This window comes from Mixta sp. BE291 (assembly GCF_031457955.1).
Classification (GTDB): Bacteria; Pseudomonadota; Gammaproteobacteria; order Enterobacterales; family Enterobacteriaceae; genus Mixta.
Genome location: NZ_JAVDXN010000003.1, coordinates 495,427 through 517,468 on the forward strand (window position 1 = coordinate 495,427; position 22,042 = coordinate 517,468).

General features: G+C 54.0%; 18 protein-coding genes. 11 read left to right on the forward strand and 7 right to left on the reverse strand.

What is annotated here, in order from left to right; all coding sequences use genetic code 11:
- The 6 genes from lptB to npr all read left to right on the forward strand — a co-directional run bounded on the left by lptB (position 1) and on the right by npr (position 4,386).
- On the forward strand, positions 1-726 hold the full coding sequence (gene lptB, locus J2X14_RS09875; RefSeq protein WP_352411028.1) for an LPS export ABC transporter ATP-binding protein: 726 nt from the start codon (positions 1-3) through the stop codon (positions 724-726).
- A 48-nt stretch (positions 727-774) separates the two neighbouring features.
- Positions 775-2,208 (forward strand): RNA polymerase factor sigma-54, encoded by a 1,434-nt coding sequence (rpoN, locus tag J2X14_RS09880; protein ID WP_352411029.1) that lies wholly within the window; start codon positions 775-777, stop codon positions 2,206-2,208.
- Between the two features lie 23 nt (positions 2,209-2,231).
- Entirely contained in the window at positions 2,232-2,519 is a 288-nt protein-coding gene (gene hpf, locus J2X14_RS09885; protein ID WP_352411030.1) for a ribosome hibernation promoting factor, read from the forward strand.
- A gap of 191 nt (positions 2,520-2,710) precedes the next feature.
- Positions 2,711-3,193, forward strand: a complete 483-nt coding sequence (gene ptsN, locus J2X14_RS09890; protein WP_352411095.1) for a PTS IIA-like nitrogen regulatory protein PtsN — start codon at positions 2,711-2,713, stop codon at positions 3,191-3,193.
- A gap of 69 nt (positions 3,194-3,262) precedes the next feature.
- Positions 3,263-4,117: an RNase adapter RapZ gene (rapZ, locus tag J2X14_RS09895; RefSeq protein WP_352411031.1), complete on the forward strand. Its 855-nt coding sequence runs from the start codon at positions 3,263-3,265 to the stop codon at positions 4,115-4,117.
- Positions 4,114-4,386, forward strand: coding sequence for a PTS phosphocarrier protein NPr (npr, locus tag J2X14_RS09900; RefSeq protein WP_249893180.1), 273 nt, complete (start codon positions 4,114-4,116; stop codon positions 4,384-4,386). The genes rapZ and npr overlap by 4 nt, the downstream gene beginning before the upstream one ends.
- Before the next feature lie 2 nt (positions 4,387-4,388).
- On the opposite strand, the gene mtgA is transcribed toward npr, so the two are convergent.
- Both mtgA and arcB read right to left on the reverse strand, forming a co-directional pair.
- The gene (gene mtgA / locus J2X14_RS09905; RefSeq protein WP_352411032.1) at positions 4,389-5,105 is read right to left on the reverse strand and encodes a monofunctional biosynthetic peptidoglycan transglycosylase; all 717 of its coding nucleotides are present in this window, start codon (positions 5,103-5,105) and stop codon (positions 4,389-4,391) included.
- Between the two features lie 888 nt (positions 5,106-5,993).
- Positions 5,994-8,330: an aerobic respiration two-component sensor histidine kinase ArcB gene (arcB, locus tag J2X14_RS09910; protein ID WP_352411033.1), complete on the reverse strand. Its 2,337-nt coding sequence runs from the start codon at positions 8,328-8,330 to the stop codon at positions 5,994-5,996.
- Between the two features lie 858 nt (positions 8,331-9,188).
- Between arcB and gltB the strand changes: the two genes are divergently transcribed.
- A complete protein-coding gene (gltB, locus tag J2X14_RS09915; protein ID WP_352411034.1) occupies positions 9,189-13,658 on the forward strand; it encodes a glutamate synthase large subunit in 4,470 nt (1,489 codons plus the stop codon).
- A gap of 9 nt (positions 13,659-13,667) precedes the next feature.
- Entirely contained in the window at positions 13,668-15,086 is a 1,419-nt protein-coding gene (locus J2X14_RS09920) for a glutamate synthase small subunit (RefSeq protein WP_352411035.1), read from the forward strand.
- Positions 15,087-15,155: 69 nt separating this feature from the next.
- On the opposite strand, the gene sspB is transcribed toward J2X14_RS09920, so the two are convergent.
- The 5 genes from sspB to zapE all read right to left on the reverse strand — a co-directional run bounded on the left by sspB (position 15,156) and on the right by zapE (position 18,782).
- Complete coding sequence (gene sspB / locus J2X14_RS09925) at positions 15,156-15,644, reverse strand: ClpXP protease specificity-enhancing factor (protein WP_352411036.1); 489 nt, start codon at positions 15,642-15,644, stop codon at positions 15,156-15,158.
- Between the two features lie 5 nt (positions 15,645-15,649).
- A complete protein-coding gene (sspA, locus tag J2X14_RS09930) occupies positions 15,650-16,291 on the reverse strand; it encodes a stringent starvation protein SspA (protein WP_352411037.1) in 642 nt (213 codons plus the stop codon).
- A gap of 302 nt (positions 16,292-16,593) precedes the next feature.
- A complete protein-coding gene (rpsI, locus tag J2X14_RS09935; RefSeq protein WP_085068355.1) occupies positions 16,594-16,986 on the reverse strand; it encodes a 30S ribosomal protein S9 in 393 nt (130 codons plus the stop codon).
- A 15-nt stretch (positions 16,987-17,001) separates the two neighbouring features.
- Complete coding sequence (gene rplM, locus J2X14_RS09940; protein ID WP_006121722.1) at positions 17,002-17,430, reverse strand: 50S ribosomal protein L13; 429 nt, start codon at positions 17,428-17,430, stop codon at positions 17,002-17,004.
- A gap of 224 nt (positions 17,431-17,654) precedes the next feature.
- Positions 17,655-18,782 (reverse strand): cell division protein ZapE, encoded by a 1,128-nt coding sequence (zapE, locus tag J2X14_RS09945; protein WP_352411038.1) that lies wholly within the window; start codon positions 18,780-18,782, stop codon positions 17,655-17,657.
- Positions 18,783-18,955: 173 nt separating this feature from the next.
- On the opposite strand from zapE, the gene zapG reads away from it, so the two are divergent.
- From zapG to degS, 3 genes are all read left to right on the forward strand, one after another.
- Positions 18,956-19,360 (forward strand): Z-ring associated protein ZapG, encoded by a 405-nt coding sequence (gene zapG / locus J2X14_RS09950; protein WP_352411039.1) that lies wholly within the window; start codon positions 18,956-18,958, stop codon positions 19,358-19,360.
- A 107-nt stretch (positions 19,361-19,467) separates the two neighbouring features.
- A complete protein-coding gene (degQ, locus tag J2X14_RS09955; protein WP_352411040.1) occupies positions 19,468-20,838 on the forward strand; it encodes a serine endoprotease DegQ in 1,371 nt (456 codons plus the stop codon).
- A gap of 91 nt (positions 20,839-20,929) precedes the next feature.
- Positions 20,930-21,985, forward strand: coding sequence for an outer membrane-stress sensor serine endopeptidase DegS (gene degS / locus J2X14_RS09960; protein WP_352411041.1), 1,056 nt, complete (start codon positions 20,930-20,932; stop codon positions 21,983-21,985).
- The last annotated feature ends 57 nt before the right edge of the window (positions 21,986-22,042 follow it).

The following is a 22,042-nucleotide window of genomic DNA, read 5'->3' on the forward strand; positions in this document are numbered from 1 at the left end:
ATGGCAACACTTATCGCTGAAAATCTGGCAAAAGCTTATAAAGGCCGTCGCGTCGTCGAAGATGTCAGTCTGCAGGTTAAATCAGGCGAAATCGTCGGCCTGCTCGGCCCGAACGGGGCGGGCAAAACTACCACGTTTTATATGGTGGTGGGGATTGTGCCGCGTGATGCGGGGCGTATCGTTATCGATGAAGAAGATATCAGTATTCTGCCGCTGCACGCCCGCGCCCGACGCGGCATTGGCTACCTGCCGCAGGAAGCCTCGATCTTTCGTCGTCTGAGCGTCTATGACAACCTGATGGCCGTGCTGCAGATCCGTGACGATCTCACCACCGAGCAGCGTGAAGATCGCGCCAAAGAGCTGATGGAAGAGTTCCATATTGAGCATCTGCGCAATAGTCTCGGCCAGGCGCTGTCGGGCGGCGAGCGCCGTCGTGTTGAAATCGCGCGTGCGCTGGCGGCGAATCCTAAATTTATCCTGCTGGATGAGCCCTTTGCCGGTGTTGACCCCATTTCCGTTATCGATATCAAAAAGATTATCGAGCATCTGCGCGACAGCGGGCTGGGCGTACTGATCACCGACCATAACGTGCGTGAAACGCTGGCGGTGTGCGAACGCGCCTACATCGTCAGTCAGGGGCGTTTAATCGCCCATGGGACGCCGGAAGCGATCCTCGCCGACGAACAAGTGAAACGTGTCTACTTGGGTGAAGAGTTCAGACTCTGATATGGTGTCAGTTATCACGGTGTTTTATCAGGAATCTTTATTCTGAATATGAAGCAAGGTTTGCAACTCAGGCTCAGTCAACAGCTGGCGATGACGCCGCAGCTACAGCAGGCGATTCGTTTGCTGCAGCTTTCTACGCTGGAACTGCAACAGGAGATACAGCTGGCGCTGGAGAGTAATCCGTTGCTTGAGCAGACCGATATCCATGAGGAAGTCGACACACGCGAGTATGCCGAGAGCGAAGCGCTCGATACGCGTGAGGCGCTTGAGCAGAAGGATATGCCGGAAGAGTTGCCGCTGGATGCCACCTGGGACGAAATCTATACCGCCGGGACGCCGTCAGGCACCGGCAATGATTATCGTGATGATGAGCTACCGGTTTATCAGGGCGAGACCACGCAAACCTTGCAGGATTACCTGATGTGGCAGGTGGAGCTGACGCCGTTTAGCGATACCGATCGCGCGATTGCCACCTCAATTGTCGATGCCATTGACGATACTGGCTATTTGACCGTGACGCTGGATGAGATCCGCGACAGCATCGGCGATGAGGATGTGGCGCTGGATGAGGTCGAAGCGGTGCTGAAGCGCGTTCAGCGTTTCGATCCGGTTGGCGTCGGCGCGCGTAACCTGCGTGACTGCCTGCTGGTGCAGCTTTCGCAATTCACGCGCGATACGCCTTTTCTTGCTGAGGCGCAGCTGATTGTCGATCACTATCTCGATCTGCTGGCGAACCATGACTTCCGCAGCCTGATGCGCGTGACGCGCCTGAAAGAAGAGGTGCTGAAAGCCGCGCTGGCGCTGATTCAGTCGCTGGATCCACGCCCTGGTCAGTCAGTTAACACCCGCGAGCCAGAATATGTCATTCCTGATGTGCTGGTGCGTAAAGCGGGCAACCGCTGGACGGTTGAGTTAAACGGCGACAGCGTGCCCCGCCTGCAAATCAATCAGCAATATGCCGCGCTGGGCAGCTCAGCGCGTAGCGACAGCGATAGTCAGTTTATCCGCACCAATTTGCAGGATGCGAAATGGCTGATTAAAAGTCTGGAAAGCCGCAACGATACGCTGTTAAAAGTCACGCGCTGCATTGTTGAGCAGCAGCAGGCTTTTTTTGAACAGGGCGAAGAATTTATGCGTCCGATGGTGCTGGCCGATATTGCGCAGGCCGTTGATATGCATGAATCCACCATTTCCCGCGTTACCACGCAAAAATATCTGCACAGCCCACGCGGCATTTTCGAACTGAAATACTTTTTCTCCAGCCATGTGAATACCGAAGGCGGCGGCGAAGCGTCGTCCACCGCCATTCGTGCGCTGGTGAAAAAGCTGATCTCGGCGGAAAACCCCGCCAAACCGCTAAGCGACAGTAAGCTGACCAGCATGTTGTCTGAACAAGGCATTATGGTGGCGCGCCGCACCGTCGCGAAGTACCGCGAGTCTTTATCCATCCCGCCATCAAACCAGCGCAAACAATTGGTTTGATCATCACTGAGAAGGAAGACGCTATGCAACTCAATATTACCGGGCAACACGTTGAAATCACGACCGCTTTACGTGATTTTGTGAACACCAAATTTGCCAAGCTGGCGCAATATTCCGACCGAATAACCCAGGTTCATATTGTGCTAAAGGTAGAAAGAGTGCAGCAAATAGCGGAGGCGACGGTGCATGTCAGCGGCGGCGAGCTGCACGCAACGTCGGAAGCTGATGATATGTACGCGGCGATTGATGGCTTAATTGATAAGTTGGCGCGCCAGCTAACCAAACATAAAGACAAGTTAAAACAACACTAATCTTCACACCGCTGAAGGAAAAACAGGTCGTTACGTTGCCGGATACGGTAACATGCGCAGACCGGGGGCGAGCTTTTTCGCCCCGTTTTTCCATTCACGCAGGCTGGCGAAGTTTTTGCTGCTTTTCTCGTTGCAAGACGCGTAAAGTAGCGCGATATGCCAGTAAATGTGAACACGCAAGTGAAACTATGATGAATAACGAACTCTCACTGGAACTCAGCTCTGTACTTAGTCTTGACTGTACCCGCAGCGGCGTGCATTGCCAGAGTAAAAAGCGGGCACTGGAAATCATCAGTGAACTGGCCGCCAAACAGCTCAACCTGCCCCATCAGACAGTTTTTGAAGCTATTCTGACGCGCGAACGCATGGGCAGTACCGGCATCGGTAACGGTATTGCTATCCCTCATGGCAAGCTGGAAGAGGATACGCTGCGTGCCGTTGGCGTGTTTATCCGCCTCGATCAACCTATTGCTTTTGACGCCATTGATAACCAGCCGGTGGATTTGCTGTTTGCCTTGCTGGTACCGGCGGATCAATGTAAAACACATCTACATACCCTTTCACTGGTAGCAAAACGACTGGCTGACAAAACCGTTTGCCGTCGTTTGCGGGCTGCGCAAAGCGATGAAGAGCTGTATGAAATCATCACGGCGCCGCCAGAAGAAAATCACTAATTAGTCAGCTTGCACTTTTGCCCGTGCCGGGTTGCCTGGTTATCACGGGTTGAATGGGGAGATAACTTAATGGTGCTGATGATCGTCAGCGGTCGTTCAGGCTCAGGGAAATCCGTCGCGTTACGCGCGCTGGAAGATATGGGTTTTTATTGTGTCGATAACCTGCCGGTCACGTTATTGCCGGAGCTGGCAAGCTCGCTGGTCGAACGCAATATTTCTGCGGCGGTCAGTATTGATGTCCGCAATATGCCGGAATCGCCAGACGTGCTGGAAAAAGCGTTAACCAGCCTGCCCAATAGCTTTTCACCTCAGCTGCTGTTTCTGGATGCCGATCGCAATACCTTGATCCGCCGCTACAGCGACACGCGTCGTCTGCATCCGCTCTCCAGTAAAAATCTTTCGCTGGAAAGCGCCATTGATGAAGAGAACGATCTGTTAGAGCCGTTACGCTCACGCGCCGATCTGATTGTTGATACCTCGGAAATGTCGGTGCATGAATTAGCGGAAATGTTGCGTACCCGCCTGCTCGGCAAACGCGAGCGTGAACTGACCATGGTGTTCGAGTCGTTTGGCTACAAGCACGGTATTCCTATCGATGCCGATTACGTGTTTGACGTGCGCTTTCTGCCGAACCCCCATTGGGATCCAAAGCTGCGCCCGATGACCGGCCTTGATCGTCCCGTGGCCGCCTTCCTCGATCGCCATACGGAAGTACATAACTTTATCTATCAGACGCGCAGTTATCTGGAACTCTGGCTGCCAATGCTGGAAACCAATAATCGCAGCTACTTAACCGTCGCCATTGGCTGTACTGGCGGTAAGCATCGTTCTGTTTATATTGCCGAACAGTTAGCGGATTACTTCCGCTCACGCGGGAAAAATGTTCAGTCCCGCCATCGTACGCTGGAAAAACGCAAATCATGACCGTCAGGCAAACCGTTGAAATCAAAAATAAGTTGGGCATGCATGCGCGCCCGGCCATGAAGCTGTTTGAGCTGGTACAAAGTTTTGATGCTGAAGTGCTGCTACGCAATGAGGCGGGCACCGAAGCTGAAGCCAGCAGCGTTATCGCCCTGTTGATGCTCGATTCGGCTAAAGGCGGTCATATTGAGATTGAAGCCAGCGGCCCGCAGGAGCAACAGGCGCTGGCCGCCGTGATCGAACTGTTTGAGGCGGGTTTCGACGAAGAGTAACGTTACAGTTTATGCTGTTGGATAAATCTCACGCCGCCCAGCTGACGCATCTGCCGCATAATCCACGCCTGACGCTGACGCACATAGCCTGAAGGCGCATCGGCGCGAAAGCGCAGCGGGTTCGGCAGCACCGCCGCCAGCAGCGCCGCCTCTGATAGCGTTAGCTGGCTGGCGGATTTATGAAAATAGCGCTGTGAAGCGGCTTCCACGCCATAGATGCCATCGCCAAATTCAGCAATATTTAAATAGACGGTAATAATACGCTTTTTGCTCCACACGCTCTCCAGCCCCAGCGTGAGTCCCGCCTCCAGCCCTTTACGCAGCCAGCTGCGCCCATCCCACAGAAACAAATTTTTCGCCGTTTGCTGCGATAATGTGGAAGCGCCACGCATACGGCCGTTCTGATTATCGAGCACCGATTCAATCGCTTCGACATCAAAACCCCAATGAGACGGAAATTTTTGATCTTCAGCGGCAATCACCGCCAGCGGCATCCATGGCGAAATCTTATCTCTGGCGACCCAGTCAGAATGCGCAACCCAGGAAAAATCACCGCTTAGCCACGCCGAAACCTGACGTTCTGCCATAACGGCGGAAAACGGCACCGGCAAAAAGGCAAAAAGTGCAATGCCTGCCAGCCAGACGCCAACGATAGCGATCACCACGCGCGCCAGCCAGCGCCGGGTTATGCTTAGGATCCCCCCTTTATTTTTCTTCATTTTCTCTCTTCCATTACTGTTTTTTTCACTTATTAATCACGGTTGTTATTGCTTTCTTTTGCCCGGTCAGCCGCAGGCGTAAACGTCGCTAAAAAACGGTTTTTTCTCTCTTTATTTTCTGATTCATAAGTTCAGAGCTTGTAAAATTCTTGTTACATCAAAGAGTTCCGCCTCGAAGGAATCGGTTCCAAAGTTTAACCCCTTTGCTACTTTATGGCGAATAGGCCAAAAAATGCGCTGGTGAATCATCAGAAAAAACATTTAAATAATTTATAATTAGGGTGATAAACCAACATCAGAAAGGGCAAAAACACAAAATTAACTGAAGTAAATTACGCTATAACCAGCGCTAAGATCTCCTTTTCGCTCTTTTAATTGATCTTTTTTGTGCCTTTGTTTACAAGTCATTACTGGCAAGTAAATAATACACCTTAAGCCCCATGGCGGCGCTATTTACCTCCGTTTCTCCACTATTACCCCAGCGGGATAAAACCTTTAAATCTAGTTACTTAAATAGATAACAGCACAAACTAAATCAGGGGTTCCTGATAAAAAGGGATAACTTAAGCCTGGCTTCTTAAGATGCAAAGATTTTTGCAATGAAATCCTTTACAAAAACTCGAATTGACGCCAAGATAGGGCCTCAGTTAATTCCTTACTTGACTGTGTTAGCAAATTAATGTTTTCTGTATGCAGACGCTGGCGCACATCACATATTTTAATGAATCATTTAACAGATACGTTGAGATTTGCTAAGGTGTGACAAAGCGTTACCCAATACCATGCTTGTGCCGCTTGTTAACTCTTTTAAGAAATGGCCTGAGCAAACCTTTTCCCTGGTGTTGGCGCAGTATTCGCGCACCCCGGCACAAGCCGGGGTCATTTTTTTCAACGTCCCGCTTCCTGTTGTTCAATCCATTCACGTAATACGGCTACATCGTGCCGCCACTCCTGGTTGAGTTCGTCAATCCATTCCTGAACGTTATCCCACCATGCAGGCAATTCCGGACTTTGGATCTGTTTCGCTAACTGTTGCAGATGCTGTAAACCAACCGAACCCGCCGCACCTTTGATTTTGTGCCCTTCTTCAGCGATGCCCTTTTGATCGCGCGCCATCATGTTGGAATCCAGCACCGCCAGATAACCCGGCATTAGCTGTTCAAACATATCCAGGCTACGGGTAATCAGGGAGGGACCCACCAGATCGATATATTGCTCCAGCATCGGCAGATCAAGTAACGACAGCTTCTTATCATCCAGCTGCGCGTGCGGTTCGCTTAGCGCGCTCTCCTGATAGTCCCAAAACTTTTTGATCATCGCGGTTAAGGCTGGCACCGCCAGCGGTTTACTGAGCACATCATCCATGCCGACATCCAGATACTCTTTTTTATCTTTCAGAACGTTTGCCGTCAGCGCCACCAGCGGCGGTAACCGCTGCCCGCTAAAACGTTGATGGATCGCGCGCGCCACGTCCAGGCCGGTCATATCCGGCAGCTGAATATCCAGCAGCACCAGATCAAACTCATCAGGATCGAACATATCCAGCGCCGCCTGGCCAGTCATCGCGACCTCAACGCTGTTTCCCAGCTTCTCTAACACCGAACGCGCGACAATAACGTTTAACTCAATATCCTCCACCAGCAGCACATGCAGCGCAGGCAGCGGCATCTCATCCGCTGGCATCTCATCTTCTACTTCTTCTGCAATTTGCGGCGCGCTCAGCGTTACCGTAAAGCAGGCGCCCTCACCCGGCTGGCTGCGCACAGTGATATCGCCTCCCATCGCCTGAGCCAGACGGCGCGACACCGCCAGGCCAATGCCGGTGCCGGTCGCCGGTTTACCGCCGTGCTGATCTTTCACCTGATAGTACATTGCAAAGATTTTGTCCTGCTCATCCAGCGGGATGCCCATCCCTGAGTCTTCCACTTCAAAGCGCAGCGTTTCCGCTTCGTAGGCCACGCGCACGATGATTTCACCCTGTTGCGTAAACTTCACCGCGTTGCCAATCAGGTTCCACAAAATCTGCCGCAGGCGCGTGCCGTCGGCGATGATTTTATGCGGCAGCGGAAGCCGCGGTTGCAGGACAAATTTCAATCCTTTCGGCTGGGCCAGCAGGCCGGAGAGGTTTTCGAGATCGGCAAGGAAACCGGTAAAGTCGAGCGGCTGGTTATCAAGCTGTACCTTGCGGCGTTCGATTTTATCCATCTCAATGACATCATTAAAAATATTGCCCAGGGTGATGGCGGAGACATGAATGGTTTTAAGGTATTTCAGCTGTTCCTGATTAAGGTCAGTATCCAGCAGAATACGGCTAAGCCCAACGATACCGTTCAGCGGCGTACGCAGCTCATGGCTGATGGTTGAGATAAAGGTGGTCTTCTCACGGCTGGCGCTCTCCAGCGCATCCTGATAGCGCTTACGCTCCGTAATATCGCGTCCAAAGCCCATCAGGCCGCTGCGTTTGCCCACGCGGTCATAATAGGGCACTTTACGAATTTCAAAGCAGGCCTTGCGCCCATCGGGATATTGCAGCCACTGTTCATAGGTCAGGGAAACGTTATGGCGGAACACCTTCTCATCGGTTTCCAATACCTTGGTCGCTGCGTCTTCATCGTAAACATCTTTTGGCGTCAGGCCGATCAGCTGTTTTTCGCTTTTTCCGGTCAGCAGCTCCATTGCCCGGTTGCAGCCGGAAAACTGCTGATCGATATTGCGGTAAAACACCAGATCCGGCGAAGCATCAAGGAAAGATCGCAGGAAAGAGGATTGCTGCTCCAGTTCGATTTGCGCCTGTTCACGGCGCGCCATTTCCTCTTTTAGCTTATCCACCACCAGTAAACGCGCCTCTTCCGCTTTGATACGGTCGGCGATCTCCTGGTTAAGCTGGCTGATGGTTTGCTTCATCTGCTGGTTCAGTTCCAGGTCGCGGTGACGCATCTCTCCCAGCTTATCCACCAGCCGGGCCAGCCGCTGGCGCGACTCTTCCAGCTGCTCCACGACCACCGACAAGAAGTAGACCGCCCAGGGGGTAATCAACAGCCCAAAAAAAACGGAGCGCACCATATCAATGCTTTCCACATGACCGCGCAGCAGCATGGTGACCGCCATCTGCACCACCATCGCCAGCACAACCAGCGCCGACGCCAACAGCAGTGAAAAGCGTATCAACCCCAGCTTTACCATTAAATCGACATAATATTGCGCCAACAGACGAATTTGTTTCATATCAGCTTCCTTCCGAGTCTCTTTTTCCATCATAACCCACTTTACCGCCAGCGGGACGTGGCAAGCTCAAACTCACGTTCACCAGAAAAATAGTCGGGACTGCACGATTAAAGTGCAAACAAAGCCTGTTTTCATCGCTAATCAATGTTAGCAATTTAAAAACGTTGACTATTTTATGGAGTCGCATACATTGAAAGACCCTGTTTCCACACGCTGCTTTTTCTCACTCCGCTGCTTTTCAAGGCAATGCCCGTGCAATGTCTTCCGCTTTCTTTTATCGCAACGAATAATCATTCAGATTAAGAAGATTTTTAGTCATTATTGGCTTAATTAATTTTCCTTATGTTGTCGCGTTGATTCCGGTAAAAAAACCAACATAAGAAAAACAGATGCATTCGGCACTCCACAGGATTTTAATAGCAGATAATACTGTAATACGCGCCAGCTCTAGCATGGTGCAGCGATTTGACCGCTGCACTATAGTGAGACAGCTCACATTCCATAATGAGGCAGGCCATCGCTTCCCGGCACAAAAAAACCGTTAAATTTCTTTAAAAACAATAAATTAACTAAACAAAGCCTGAAAAAGCATAAGTAAGAACGCTATTTGACCTCTTTACGCTTTCCCGATAAGTTGGAAATCCGCTGGAAGCTTTTCGGATGGGTGTTCCACTCATCATATTTATGCAGTAATTGAGATTCCCTCTGAAACAAGTCCGCAATACTTGTGACACCGATGCCTGAGGCTATGAATGGGAGCAAGCGACACGTGCGCGTACAGACGCAATCCTGCCGCCAGCCCTTTCTACGCCTGCCATCGGCGACGGGAATCCGCAGAGCCTGGGGAGGTTCACTGAAATGTTGTACGATAAATCCCTTGAAAAGGATAACTGTGGTTTCGGCCTGATCGCTCATATTGAAGGCGAACCCAGCCATAAAGTAGTGCGCACCGCGATTCACGCCCTGGCTCGTATGCAGCATCGTGGCGCTATTCTCGCCGATGGTAAAACCGGCGACGGCTGCGGCCTGCTGTTACAAAAACCCGATCGTTTTTTCCGTATCGTTGCCCAGGAACAAAACTGGCGTTTAGCGAAAAACTACGCGGTCGGTATGCTATTCCTGAGCCAGGATGATGAGCAAGCCCGCGTCAGCCGTCGCATTGTCGAAGAAGAAGTGCTGCGCGAAACCCTCTCCGTGGTGGGCTGGCGCGATGTGCCGACCAATCAGGATGTGCTGGGCGAAATCGCCCTCTCCTCTCTGCCGCGTATTGAACAAATTTTTATCAACGCCCCTGCTGGCTGGCGTCCACGTGATATGGAACGTCGCCTGTATATGGCGCGTCGCCGCATTGAAAAACGCATTGAAGCGCTGGGCGATAAAGAGTTCTACGTCTGTAGCTTCTCTAATCAGGTCAATATTTATAAAGGTCTCTGTATGCCGGCTGACCTGCCGCGCTTCTACCTTGACCTGGCGGACCTGCGTCTGGAATCGGCCATTTGCCTGTTCCATCAGCGCTTCTCCACCAATACCGTGCCGCGCTGGCCGCTGGCTCAGCCGTTCCGCTATATGGCGCACAACGGTGAAATTAATACCATCGCGGGCAACCGTCAGTGGGCACGCGCCCGCGCCTATAAATTCCAGACGCCGCTGATCCCTGACTTGCAGGATGCCGCTCCGTTTGTCAATGAAACCGGCTCCGACTCCAGCTCAATGGATAACATGCTGGAGCTGTTTCTCAGCGGCGGAATGGATTTGATCCGTGCGATGCGTCTGCTGGTGCCGCCAGCCTGGCAAAACAATCCGAATATGGATCCTGAGCTGCGCGCCTTCTTTGACTTTAACTCCATGCATATGGAACCGTGGGACGGCCCGGCGGGCATCGTGATGTCTGATGGTCGCTACGCCGCCTGTAACCTCGACCGTAACGGCCTGCGTCCGGCGCGCTATGTCATTACTAAAGACAAGCTGATCACCTGCGCGTCTGAAGTCGGTATCTGGGATTACCAGCCCGATGAAGTGCTGGAAAAAGGTCGCGTCGGGCCTGGCGAACTGATGGTTATCGATACCCGCGCGGGCCGCATTCTGCATTCCGCTGAGACGGATAACGATCTGAAAAGTCGTCATCCCTATCAGTCATGGATGGAGAAAAACGTTAAGCGCCTGGTGCCGTTCGAGGATCTTTCCGGCGATCAGGTTGGCAGCCGCGAACTGGACGATGTCACGCTGGCGACCTATCAGAAACAGTTCGCCTACAGCAGCGAAGAGCTGGATCAGATCATCCGCGTGCTGGGTGAAAACGGCCAGGAAGCGGTTGGCTCCATGGGCGATGATACGCCGTTCGCCGTGCTCTCCAGCCGTCCACGCATTATTTATGACTATTTCCGCCAGCAGTTCGCCCAGGTGACGAACCCGCCGATCGATCCGCTGCGCGAAAACCATGTTATGTCGCTGGCGACCAGCATCGGTCGTGAAATGAATGTCTTCTGCGAAGCGGAAGGCCAGGCGCATCGCGTCTCGTTTAAATCGCCGATTCTGCTCTATTCTGACTTCCGTCAGTTGACCACGCTGGAAGGGGAATACTACCGCGCCGACACGCTGGACTGCACCTTCAACCCGGCGGAACAGACGCTGGAAGCGACCATGCATCAGTTGTGCGATCGGGCGGAAAGCATGGTGCGTAACGGTACGGTGCTGCTGGTGCTTTCTGACCGCGCCATTGCTGAACATCGTCTGCCGGTTCCGGCGCCGATGGCGGTGGGCGCAATCCAGGCGCGTCTGGTGGAGAAAAACCTGCGTTGTGACGCCAACATCATTGTTGAAACCGCCAGCGCGCGCGACCCGCACCATTTCGCCGTGCTGTTAGGCTTCGGCGCGACCGCTATCTACCCTTATCTCGCCTATGAATCCCTGGCGAAAATGGCCGACAGCGGCGTGATTGAAAAAGATTACCGTACGCTGATGCTGAACTACCGTAACGGCATCAACAAAGGTCTGTACAAAATCATGTCCAAAATGGGCATCTCCACCATCGCCTCTTACCGCTGCTCTAAGCTGTTCGAAGCGGTTGGCCTGCATAAAGATGTCTCCTCGCTCTGTTTCCAGGGCGTGGTCAGCCGGATTAATGGCGCTAACTTTGCTGATTTCCAGCAGGACCTGGTCAACCTGGCGAAACGCGCCTGGCTGCAGCGTAAGCCGCTCGATCAGGGCGGGCTGCTGAAGTATGTGCATGGCGGGGAATATCACGCCTATAACCCGGACGTGGTGGCAACGCTGCAGAAAGCGGTACAGAGCGGTGAATATAGCGATTATCAGCACTATGCCCGCGAAGTGAATGAACGTCCGGTCGCAACGCTGCGCGATCTGCTGGCGATCCAGCCGGGTTGCGAGGCGGTAAGGCTGGATGAGGTTGAACCTGCCAGCGAACTCTATAAACGCTTTGATACCGCCGCGATGTCTATCGGCGCGCTCAGTCCGGAAGCGCACGAATCGCTGGCTGAAGCGATGAACAGCCTGGGCGGTTATTCTAACTCCGGCGAAGGCGGTGAAGATCCGGCTCGCTACGGCACCAATAAAGTCTCACGAATTAAGCAGGTGGCGTCCGGCCGCTTTGGCGTGACGCCCGCTTATCTGGTTAACGCCGACGTGATTCAGATTAAAGTGGCGCAGGGCGCGAAGCCTGGCGAAGGCGGTCAGCTGCCGGGCGATAAGGTTACCCCTTATATCGCCAAGCTGCGTTATTCCGTGCCGGGCGTGACGCTGATTTCGCCGCCGCCGCATCATGATATCTACTCGATTGAAGATCTGGCGCAGCTGATTTTTGACCTGAAGCAGGTTAACCCCAAAGCGATGATTTCCGTGAAGCTGGTTTCCGAACCGGGTGTGGGAACCATCGCCACCGGCGTGGCAAAAGCCTATGCCGATTTGATTACTATCGCTGGCTATGATGGCGGCACCGGCGCCAGCCCGCTCAGCTCGGTGAAATATGCCGGTTGTCCGTGGGAGCTGGGGCTGGTCGAAACGCAGCAGGCGCTGGTGGCCAACGGCCTGCGTCATAAGATCCGCCTGCAGGTCGACGGCGGCCTGAAAACCGGACGCGATATCATTAAAGCCGCGATTCTGGGTGCAGAGAGCTTTGGCTTCGGTACCGGACCGATGGTGGCGCTGGGCTGTAAATACCTGCGAATTTGCCATCTGAACAACTGCGCTACCGGTGTAGCAACCCAGGATGAAAAGCTGCGTAAAAATCATTACCACGGGCTGCCGTATCGCGTAACCAACTACTTCCAGTTTATCGCGCAGGAAACGCGGGAAATCATGGCGGAGCTGGGCGTAAAACGGCTGGTGGATCTGATTGGCCGCACCGAGCTGTTAGCCGTGCTTGAGGGCTTTACCGCCAAACAGCAGAACCTGGATCTCTCCTCACTGCTGGTCACGGCCACGCCGATGCCGGGTAAAGCGGTGTACTGCACCGAAAGCAGCAACCCGCCGTTTGATAACGGCGATCTGAACAAAGCGCTGCTACAGCAGGCGATGCCTTATGTGGAAGCGAAGCAGAGCAAAACGTTCTGGTTTGATATTCGCAATACCGATCGTTCCGTCGGCGCGACGCTCTCCGGCGCTATCGCCGCGATCCACGGCGATCAGGGGCTGGCGGCCGATCCGATTAAAGTGCATTACAGCGGCACCGCAGGACAGAGCTTTGGCGTCTGGAACGCCGGTGGCGTCGAGCAAACTCTGACCGGCGACGCCAATGATTACGTCGGTAAAGGCATGGCGGGCGGCATACTGGCTATCCGACCGCCGGTGGGTTCAGCGTTCCGTAGCCACGAAGCGACGATCGCGGGCAACACCTGTCTGTATGGCGCTACCGGCGGAAAATTGTTTGCGGCTGGCCGCGCAGGCGAGCGTTTCGCCGTGCGTAACTCCGGTGCGATTACCGTGGTAGAAGGCATTGGCGATAACGGTTGTGAGTATATGACCGGCGGCATTGTCTGTGTTCTGGGTAAAACCGGCGTTAACTTTGGCGCAGGCATGACCGGCGGTTTTGCCTATGTGCTGGATGAAGATGGCGAGTTCCGCAAGCGCGTTAACCCGGAGCTGGTTGAAGTGCTGAGCGTGGATGAACTGGCGATTCATGAAGAGCATCTGCGCGGCTTAATCACCGAACATGTGCAGCATACCGGATCGGCACGTGGCGAAGAGATACTGGCTAACTGGCCAGAATGGTCGTCGCGCTTTGCGCTGGTCAAACCAAAATCCAGTGATGTCAAAGCATTGTTGGGGCATCGTAGTCGTTCCGCAGCCGAGCTGCGGGTGCAGGCGCAGTAAGAGGTCACCATGAGTCAAAACGTTTATCAGTTTATCGACTTGCAGCGCGTTGATCCGCCGAAAAAACCGCTCAAGATCCGTAAAATTGAGTTTGTAGAGATCTACGAACCTTTTTCGGGAAGCCAGGCGAAAGCTCAGGCGGATCGCTGTTTGTCATGCGGTAACCCCTACTGCGAATGGAAGTGTCCGGTACATAACTACATCCCGAACTGGCTGAAACTGGCGAATGAGGGAAGGATTATCGAAGCGGCGGAGCTGTCGCATCAGACCAACAGTTTGCCGGAGGTATGCGGGCGCGTTTGCCCGCAGGATCGCTTGTGCGAAGGCTCCTGTACGCTGAACGATGAGTTTGGCGCGGTCACCATCGGCAACATTGAGCGTTATATCAATGATAAAGCGATGGAAATGGGTTGGCGTCCCGATCTGTCGCACGTTAAGCCGACCGGGAAACGCGTCGCGATTATCGGTGCCGGCCCGGCGGGCCTGGCCTGCGCTGACGTGCTGACCCGTAACGGTGTTAAAGCGGTGGTGTACGATCGTCATCCTGAAATCGGCGGTCTGCTGACCTTCGGTATTCCCGCTTTCAAGCTGGAAAAAGAGGTGATGACGCGTCGTCGCGCTATGTTCACTGAGATGGGCATCGAGTTCCAGCTGAATACCGAAGTCGGTCGCGATGTACAGTTAAGCGATCTGATCGGTGAGTTCGATGCGGTGTTCCTTGGCGTCGGCACCTATCAGTCCATGCGCGGCGGGCTTGAAAATGAAGATGCGCCGGGCGTCTATGATGCGCTGCCGTTCCTGATCGCCAACACACGCCAAATCATGGGATTTGGCGAGCTGACCGAGCAGCCTTACATTAATATGCAAGGCAAGCGCGTGGTGGTGTTGGGCGGTGGCGATACGGCGATGGACTGCGTCCGTACCTCTATTCGTCAGGGCGCAACGCACGTGACCTGCGCCTATCGCCGTGACGAAGAGAACATGCCAGGCTCGCGCCGCGAAGTGAAAAACGCGCGTGAAGAAGGCGTGGAATTCCAGTTTAATCTACAGCCGTTAGGCGTGGAAATAAACGGTAACGGCCGCGTCTGCGGCGTCAGGGTTGCCCGTACTGAAATGGGCCAGCCCGACGCGCAAGGCCGCCGTCGTGCTGAAATCGTCGCAGGTTCTGAGCATATTCTGCCTGCGGATGCGCTGGTCATTGCCTTTGGCTTCCGTCCGCACAAAATGGACTGGCTGGAGCAGTTTAGCGTTGAGCTGGACGCGCAGGGCCGCATTATTGCGCCGGAGGGGCACGATAACGCCTTCCAGACCACTAACCCGAAAATCTTTGCCGGTGGCGATGCGGTACGCGGCTCTGATTTAGTGGTTACCGCGATCGCTGAAGGGCGTAAAGCCGCTGAAGGGATTATGAATTACCTGGAAGTCTGATTATGCTGCTGGCGGATCAAAATCCGCCGCTATCTGCCATAAAAAAACGGGCCTTCAGGCCCGTTTTTTCTATTTCACGACGCGTAATGCAGGACGCCCACCGCGCGGCGGCGGATCGTCATCAGGATTATCGCTATCGGGTTCGGCATCATCCGGACGATCGCCGTCAATCACCGACATCACCGTTTCTTCCGGCGCCTGTGACAGCTCATTGGTATCCTGTAGCTCATAAGCGGGTTCAGGCTCAAACATGGTGCCTGCGCCGTTCTCACGCGCGTAGATAGCCATTACCGCCGCGATCGGCACGGTAACCTGACGAGGAACGCCGCCGAAGCGCGCATTAAAGCGCACTTCATCATTGCCCAGCTCCAGATTGCCCACGGCGCGCGGCGCAATGTTTAACACAATCTGTCCATCGCGAGCATATTCCAGCGGCACCAGTACGCCAGGCAGATTAATATCCACCACTAAATGCGGCGTAAGCTGGTTGTCCAACAGCCACTCATAGAAAGCGCGCAGCAGATAAGGACGGCGAGCGGTAAGCTGAGACATTTCCATAGCCGTTAGCCCCGGGCTTGCAGGCGCATTTCGCGTTCTGCTTCGGTCAGCGAAGCGAGGAAAGAGTCACGCTCAAAGACGCGCGTCATGTAGCCTTTCAGCTCTTTAGTTCCGCTGCCGACCAGTTCCACGCCAAGCAGCGGCAAACGCCACAGCAGCGGAGCCAGATAGCAATCGACCAGGCTGAACTCTTCACTCATGAAGAACGGCGTACGGGTGAACAGCGGCGCAATCGCCAGCAGTTCTTCACGCAGCTGCTTACGCGCGGTTTCCGCCTGCTGGGCGGTGCCGGTTTCAATGGTGCGCATCAGGCTGTACCAGTCCTGCTCGATACGATGCATCATCAGACGGCTTTCGCCACGGGCAACCGGATAAACAGGCATCAGCGGCGGGTGCGGGAAGCGCTCGTCGAGGTATTCCATAATGATGCGTGATTGATACAGCGTCAGTTCACGATCGACCAGCGTAGGCACGGTACGATACGGGTTGAGGTCAATCAGATCCTGCGGCAGATTATCCATTTCAACCTGCTCGATCTCTACGCTGACACCTTTTTCTGCCAGTACGATACGCACCTGATGGCTGAAAATGTCAGTCGGACCAGAAAACAGCGTCATTACCGAACGTTTGTTGGCAGCGACAGCCATGAAAACCTCCAAGTTTATCCAGAATACAGTGCGAATAGCCAACCGCGCGGCGACTAACCTGCTTGACGAAACCACCCGCCAGCCGAAGCAACGTCATCCTTTTGCTGTCAGGACGCTCTCCGTTTAACGGGCGCAAAGTGACTGTCAGTTTACCAGATTTTAGGCCGCTTGTGGGGATGGGGAGAAAGAATTGCCGGTAAAAACACGGGATTTCCTGCTGTTTTCGCGTTTTTCAGGCATAAAAAAACCCAGCGCAAGGCGCCGGGTTTTTTGTAACTGCTGCTGCCTGAAGGCAGAAACAATTAACGCTTGGAGAACTGCGGACGACGACGTGCTTTACGCAGGCCGACTTTCTTACGTTCAACTTCACGAGCATCACGAGTAACGAAGCCTGCTTTACGCAGTTCGCCACGCAGGGACTCGTCGTACTCCATCAGAGCGCGGGTGATACCGTGACGGATCGCACCAGCCTGACCAGAGATACCACCACCTTTAACGGTGATGTAGAGATCGAATTTACCAACCAGATCCAGCAGTTCCAGCGGCTGACGAACTACCATGCGGGCAGTTTCGCGACCGAAGTACTGTTCCAGAGAACGCTGGTTGATAACGATGTTACCGCTACCCGGCTTGATAAAGACGCGAGCGGAAGAGCTTTTGCGGCGACCAGTGCCGTAGTTTTGATTCTCAGCCATTGCCTGTAATCCCGATTAAATGTCAAGAACTTGCGGTTGCTGTGCCGCATGGTTGTGCTCGTTGCCCGCGTAAACTTTCAGTTTACGGTACATAGCACGACCCAGCGGGCCCTTCGGCAGCATACCTTTAACCGCGATTTCAATTACGCGCTCAGGACGGCGAGCAATCATCTCTTCGAAGGTCGCTTGCTTGATACCACCGATGTGACCGGTGTGATGGTAATAGATCTTATCGCTACGCTTGTTACCGGTTACGGCAACTTTTTCTGCGTTCAGAACGATGATGTAATCACCAGTATCAACGTGCGGAGTATATTCCGCTTTATGCTTGCCACGCAGACGGCGAGCGAGTTCAGTCGCTAAACGACCTAAAGTTTTGCCCGTCGCGTCAACGACATACCAGTCACGTTGGACGGTTTCTGGCTTAGCTGTAAAAGTTTTCATCTAAAAGCTTACCCAAATTAAGTTACACGTTGGTGAAATCCCAAACGCTTGAATAAACGGTTGAGGCTCACACGACCTTATCGACCAGCAAGCCACCCCCTCGGACAGTTTTGCCGGTGCTACAAAGTTTCTGGGAAAAAAAACTTTGCCGTAACGTGGGGTCGCAAGATTATAGAGAAGTCATCGCCAAAGATCGATCACTTTTCGACAAAAAAGTGACGTCCTCAGGTGAGATGCGTTGAGCGCAAATATTCTTCGCTCTGCATCTCCTGCAAACGCGACAGACAGCGCTGATATTCAAATTTCAGCCGCTCGCCCTGATAAATCTCAAACAGCGACGCCTCGGCGGACACCACCAGCTTAACGTGCCGTTCGTAAAATTCATCCACTAACGCCAGAAAGCGGCGCGCCCGATCTTCGCTGCGCGCGCGCATCACCGGCACATCCAGCAGCAGCACGCTATGAAACCGCCGCGACAGCTCAATATAATCGTGCTGGCTACGCCCTTCGCCGCACAGCGTGGCGAAGTCGATCGCCAATACGCCCTTCTCCACGCCCTGCGTCGGCAGCTGACGATGGTTAATTTCCAGCACCGGTTTCTCTTCCGCCGCCTGGCCTGCCAGCGCGATAAACATCCGGCTCATCGCCTGCTGCGTTTCCGCGTTTAACGGCGACATCCAGAGATGCGCCGAGGTAAGCGTGCGCAGACGATAATCGATGCCCGCATCGACATTCATGATTTCGCAATGCTGTTTGATCTGTTCGATGGCGGGTAAAAAGCGCGCGCGCTGTAGCCCGTTGCGGTAAAGCTCATCGGGTGGAATATTTGAGGTCGCCACCAGGGTAATGCCGCGCGCAAACAGCGCTTCCATCAGCGTGCCCAGCAGCATGGCGTCGGTAATATCGGACACAAAAAATTCATCGAAGCACAGCACATCCGTCTGCGCTTTAAAGCGGTCCGCCACGATCTCCAGCGGGTCGCTTTCTCCTTGCAGCGCGGTTAACTCTTCATGCACGCGCAGCATAAAGCGGTGAAAATGCAGCCGCAGCTTGCGCTCCCCAGGAATTGACTGAAAAAAGAGGTCCATTACCCAGGTCTTGCCGCGCCCGACGCCGCCCCACATATAGAGCCCACGCACCTGCGGCGGCTGGCTGTTTTTTTCCTTACCCAGCAGCTTATTAAGCTTGCCGCGCCAGCCTGAGGCAGGCGCTGTTTCTGAGGGATGACGGGCGATAAGCGCCTGTTGAATGGCATCTAAACGGCTTATTGCAGCGTGCTGGACCTCATCAGGCTGATACTCACCTTTATCCAGTGCCTGTTGATAATGCGCCAGCGGAGACATCGTTTGCATGGGTGATCCTGCTTTCCTGAAAATCACAGGCAACTGCCTGTTTGCTGAAAAAAAGTTCGTTCTACACTAAGCGATGCTGCCGCAGGATTCCACTTCCGCAAGATTAACGGTTATAGTGGCTACTATTGAAGTGGAACGCCCTACGGAACAACGAGGACAATACGGGAGTCATTATGACCTGGGAATACGGGCTAATTGGTTTAGTCGTGGGTATTATTATCGGCGCTGTCGCCATGCGTTTTGGTAACAAAAAATTGCGCGAGCAGCGCAGCCTGCAATATGAACTGGAGAAATCCAAAGCAGAGCTGTCAGATTATCGCGAAGAGCTGACCAACCACTTTGCCCATAGCGCAGAGCTACTGGATAACATGGCGCGTGATTATCGCCAGCTGTACCAGCACATGGCAAAAGGATCGAACGATCTGCTGCCTAATTTGCCGGGCGAGAAAAACCCGTTCGCTTATCAGCTGACCGAAGCGGAAGCGGATAACGATCAGGCGCCGGTGCAGATCCCGCGCGATTATTCAGAAAGTGCATCCGGCCTGCTGCGCGGTGGCGAACGTACGCCGCGCACTTAATCCACAGGGCGCGCCAGCGCCCTGTTTCTTATGCTTGATGAAGCCAGCAATCTGAGCTGATAAGCAACGCTATTTTCCCCCTGTTGAGCAGCGAGAGCGTCGTAACGATGAAGAAAAAAACATTATTGTTGAGCGCGGTAGCCCTGGCCGTTGGTTTGAATCTGACCCTGACGCCTGCCGCCATGGCGTCGCTGCCTGCGCAGGTACAAAATCAGGCGCTGCCCAGCCTGGCCCCGATGCTGGAAAAAGTCTTACCAGCCGTGGTCAGCGTGCATGTTGAAGGCACCTCGTCTGAAGAGGCGGCGCAGGATCTGCCGGAGCCGTTAAAACGCTTTTTCGGACAGGGCCAGGGCGAGGCGCAGCCGCAACCTTTTGAAGGCCTGGGTTCAGGCGTGATTATCAATGCGGAAAAAGGCTATATCTTAACCAACAACCATGTGGTTAACGGTGCTGATAAAATCAGCGTTCAGTTGAGCGACGGCCGTGAGTATGATGCCAAACTGTTGGGCCGCGACGATCAGACCGATATTGCGCTGATTCAGATTCAGAACGCGAAAAACCTGACGCAGGTGAAAATCGCCGATTCCGACCAGCTACGCGTCGGCGATTTCGCTATCGCCATCGGCAACCCCTTTGGCCTGGGCCAGACTGCCACCTCAGGCATTATCTCTGCGCTGGGCCGCAGCGGCCTGAATCTGGAAGGCCTGGAAAACTTTATTCAAACCGATGCCGCCATTAACCGCGGCAACTCCGGCGGCGCGCTGGTCAACCTGAACGGCGAGCTGATCGGCATCAATACGGCGATTCTTGCCTCCAGCGGCGGCAACATTGGTATCGGCTTCGCCATCCCCGGCAATATGGCGATGGAGCTGGCGAAACAGTTGATTGCAACCGGCGAAGTCAAACGCGGCCAGCTGGGCATCAAAGGCACGGAAATGACCGCCGATATGGCGCGCGCCTTTAACGTTGATGCGCAGCGCGGCGCCTTTGTCTCGGAAGTGCTGCCTAAATCAGCGGCGGCGACCGCCGGTATTAAAGCTGGCGACATCATTACCTCCGTGGATGATAAAGCCATTACCAGCTTTGCCGAGCTACGGGTAAAAATCGGCACCACCCCGCCGGGCAAAGAGGTCAAAATCGGCCTGCTGCGCGAAGGGAAGCCGCTTAGCGTGACGGTGAAACTGGATGCCAGCGCGCGTAGCATGAAAAGCGATGAACTGATGACGCCAGCGTTACAGGGCGCATCGCTCAGCGATGGTCAGCTGCCGGATGGCAATAAAGGCGTTAAGGTCGATAGCGTAGAGAAAGGCACGGCCGCTGAGCAAATCGGTTTGCAAAAAGAGGATATCATCATCGGCGTTAACCGCACGCGCGTGCAGAATCTGGATGAGATGCGTAAAGCCTTAGCCAGCAAGCCGCCGTTCCTGGCGTTGAATGTCATCCGCGGCGGTGAAAGCCTTTATCTGCTGCTGCGCTAAAAGAGTCTGTGATATTGCGGGCACAACACCGTGTGTGTCCGCGTAACTCATGATATTCTGCCCCCGTTCTTTTCCGATATAGCTTAACATCATGTTTCTTAAACTCTTGCGCTCGGTAGTTTTGGGGCTGATCGTCGCAGGTATGTTACTGGCGGTGATGCCCGCGTTGCGCGTCGGCAACAGTTTGTTTTCCGCCCCGGAAAGCAGCGCCGATCAAACGCCATTCAGCTTTAATCAGGGAGTACGCCGCGCCGTTCCAGCGGTGGTAAACGTCTATAACCGCAGCGCGTCGAGCAGTAACGGGCGAGGGATTACTACGCTTGGCTCCGGCGTGATAATGAACAACAAAGGTTATATTCTCACCAACCGCCACGTCATCAACGGTGCCGATCAGATTATTGTCGCGTTACAGGATGGGCGTTTTATCGAAGCGATGCTGGTTGGCTCAGATAGCCTGACCGATCTGGCGGTGCTGAAAATTACCGCGACGAATTTGCCGGTTATTCCGATTAACCGTGAGCGTATCGCGCACGTCGGCGATATCGTGATGGCAATTGGTAACCCCTATAACCTTGGGCAAACCGTAACCCAGGGGATTATCAGCGCCACCGGCCGCGTCGGCTTAAGCCCGTCCGGACGACAAAACTTTTTGCAAACCGACGCCTCGATTAACAAAGGCAACTCCGGCGGCGCGCTGATCAACTCGCTGGGCGAGCTGATGGGCATCAACACGCTCTCTTTCGATAAAAGTAACGATGGCGAGACGCCCGAAGGCATTGGCTTTGCGATTCCTACCGCGCTGGCGACTAAAATCATGGACAAGCTGATCCGTGACGGACGTGTGATTCGCGGCTATATCGGCATCACCGGCAGCGACGTTCCTCCGCTGCATGGGCAGAATGCCGGGGTCGATCATATTCAGGGAATTGTGGTTAATGGCGTTGCGCCAGAAGGCCCGGCTGCCAAGGCGGGGATTCGCGCCAACGATCTGATTATCAGCGTCAACGGCAAGCCTGCGGTATCTGCCCAGGAAACCATGGATCAGGTGGCTGAGGTGCGTCCCGGCTCGGTGATTGATGTCCAGGTGATTCGCAACGACAACAAGCTGACGCTGCCGGTCACCATTCAGGAATACCCTGCGCAGTAGCTGATACCAGGCGCGCCTTATAACCCGCTGGGTATGCCGCCGCGCGTCGATATCCGG

What these genes read in the sequence shown, in the direction of transcription:
- npr (WP_249893180.1), top strand. Translation starts at nt 4,114, where the DNA reads ATGACCGTCAGGCAAACCGTTGAAATCAAAAATAAGTTGGGCATGCAT.
- ptsN (WP_352411095.1), top strand. Translation starts at nt 2,711, where the DNA reads ATGAATAACGAACTCTCACTGGAACTCAGCTCTGTACTTAGTCTTGAC.
- rpsI (WP_085068355.1), bottom strand. Translation starts at nt 16,986, where the DNA reads ATGGCTGAGAATCAAAACTACGGCACTGGTCGCCGCAAAAGCTCTTCC.
- zapE (WP_352411038.1), bottom strand. Translation starts at nt 18,782, where the DNA reads ATGCAAACGATGTCTCCGCTGGCGCATTATCAACAGGCACTGGATAAA.
- rplM (WP_006121722.1), bottom strand. Translation starts at nt 17,430, where the DNA reads ATGAAAACTTTTACAGCTAAGCCAGAAACCGTCCAACGTGACTGGTAT.
- gltB (WP_352411034.1), top strand. Translation starts at nt 9,189, where the DNA reads ATGTTGTACGATAAATCCCTTGAAAAGGATAACTGTGGTTTCGGCCTG.
- degS (WP_352411041.1), top strand. Translation starts at nt 20,930, where the DNA reads ATGTTTCTTAAACTCTTGCGCTCGGTAGTTTTGGGGCTGATCGTCGCA.
- sspA (WP_352411037.1), bottom strand. Translation starts at nt 16,291, where the DNA reads ATGGCTGTCGCTGCCAACAAACGTTCGGTAATGACGCTGTTTTCTGGT.
- lptB (WP_352411028.1), top strand. Translation starts at nt 1, where the DNA reads ATGGCAACACTTATCGCTGAAAATCTGGCAAAAGCTTATAAAGGCCGT.
- rpoN (WP_352411029.1), top strand. Translation starts at nt 775, where the DNA reads ATGAAGCAAGGTTTGCAACTCAGGCTCAGTCAACAGCTGGCGATGACG.
- zapG (WP_352411039.1), top strand. Translation starts at nt 18,956, where the DNA reads ATGACCTGGGAATACGGGCTAATTGGTTTAGTCGTGGGTATTATTATC.
- rapZ (WP_352411031.1), top strand. Translation starts at nt 3,263, where the DNA reads ATGGTGCTGATGATCGTCAGCGGTCGTTCAGGCTCAGGGAAATCCGTC.
- mtgA (WP_352411032.1), bottom strand. Translation starts at nt 5,105, where the DNA reads ATGAAGAAAAATAAAGGGGGGATCCTAAGCATAACCCGGCGCTGGCTG.
- J2X14_RS09920 (WP_352411035.1), top strand. Translation starts at nt 13,668, where the DNA reads ATGAGTCAAAACGTTTATCAGTTTATCGACTTGCAGCGCGTTGATCCG.
- sspB (WP_352411036.1), bottom strand. Translation starts at nt 15,644, where the DNA reads ATGGAAATGTCTCAGCTTACCGCTCGCCGTCCTTATCTGCTGCGCGCT.
- hpf (WP_352411030.1), top strand. Translation starts at nt 2,232, where the DNA reads ATGCAACTCAATATTACCGGGCAACACGTTGAAATCACGACCGCTTTA.
- degQ (WP_352411040.1), top strand. Translation starts at nt 19,468, where the DNA reads ATGAAGAAAAAAACATTATTGTTGAGCGCGGTAGCCCTGGCCGTTGGT.
- arcB (WP_352411033.1), bottom strand. Translation starts at nt 8,330, where the DNA reads ATGAAACAAATTCGTCTGTTGGCGCAATATTATGTCGATTTAATGGTA.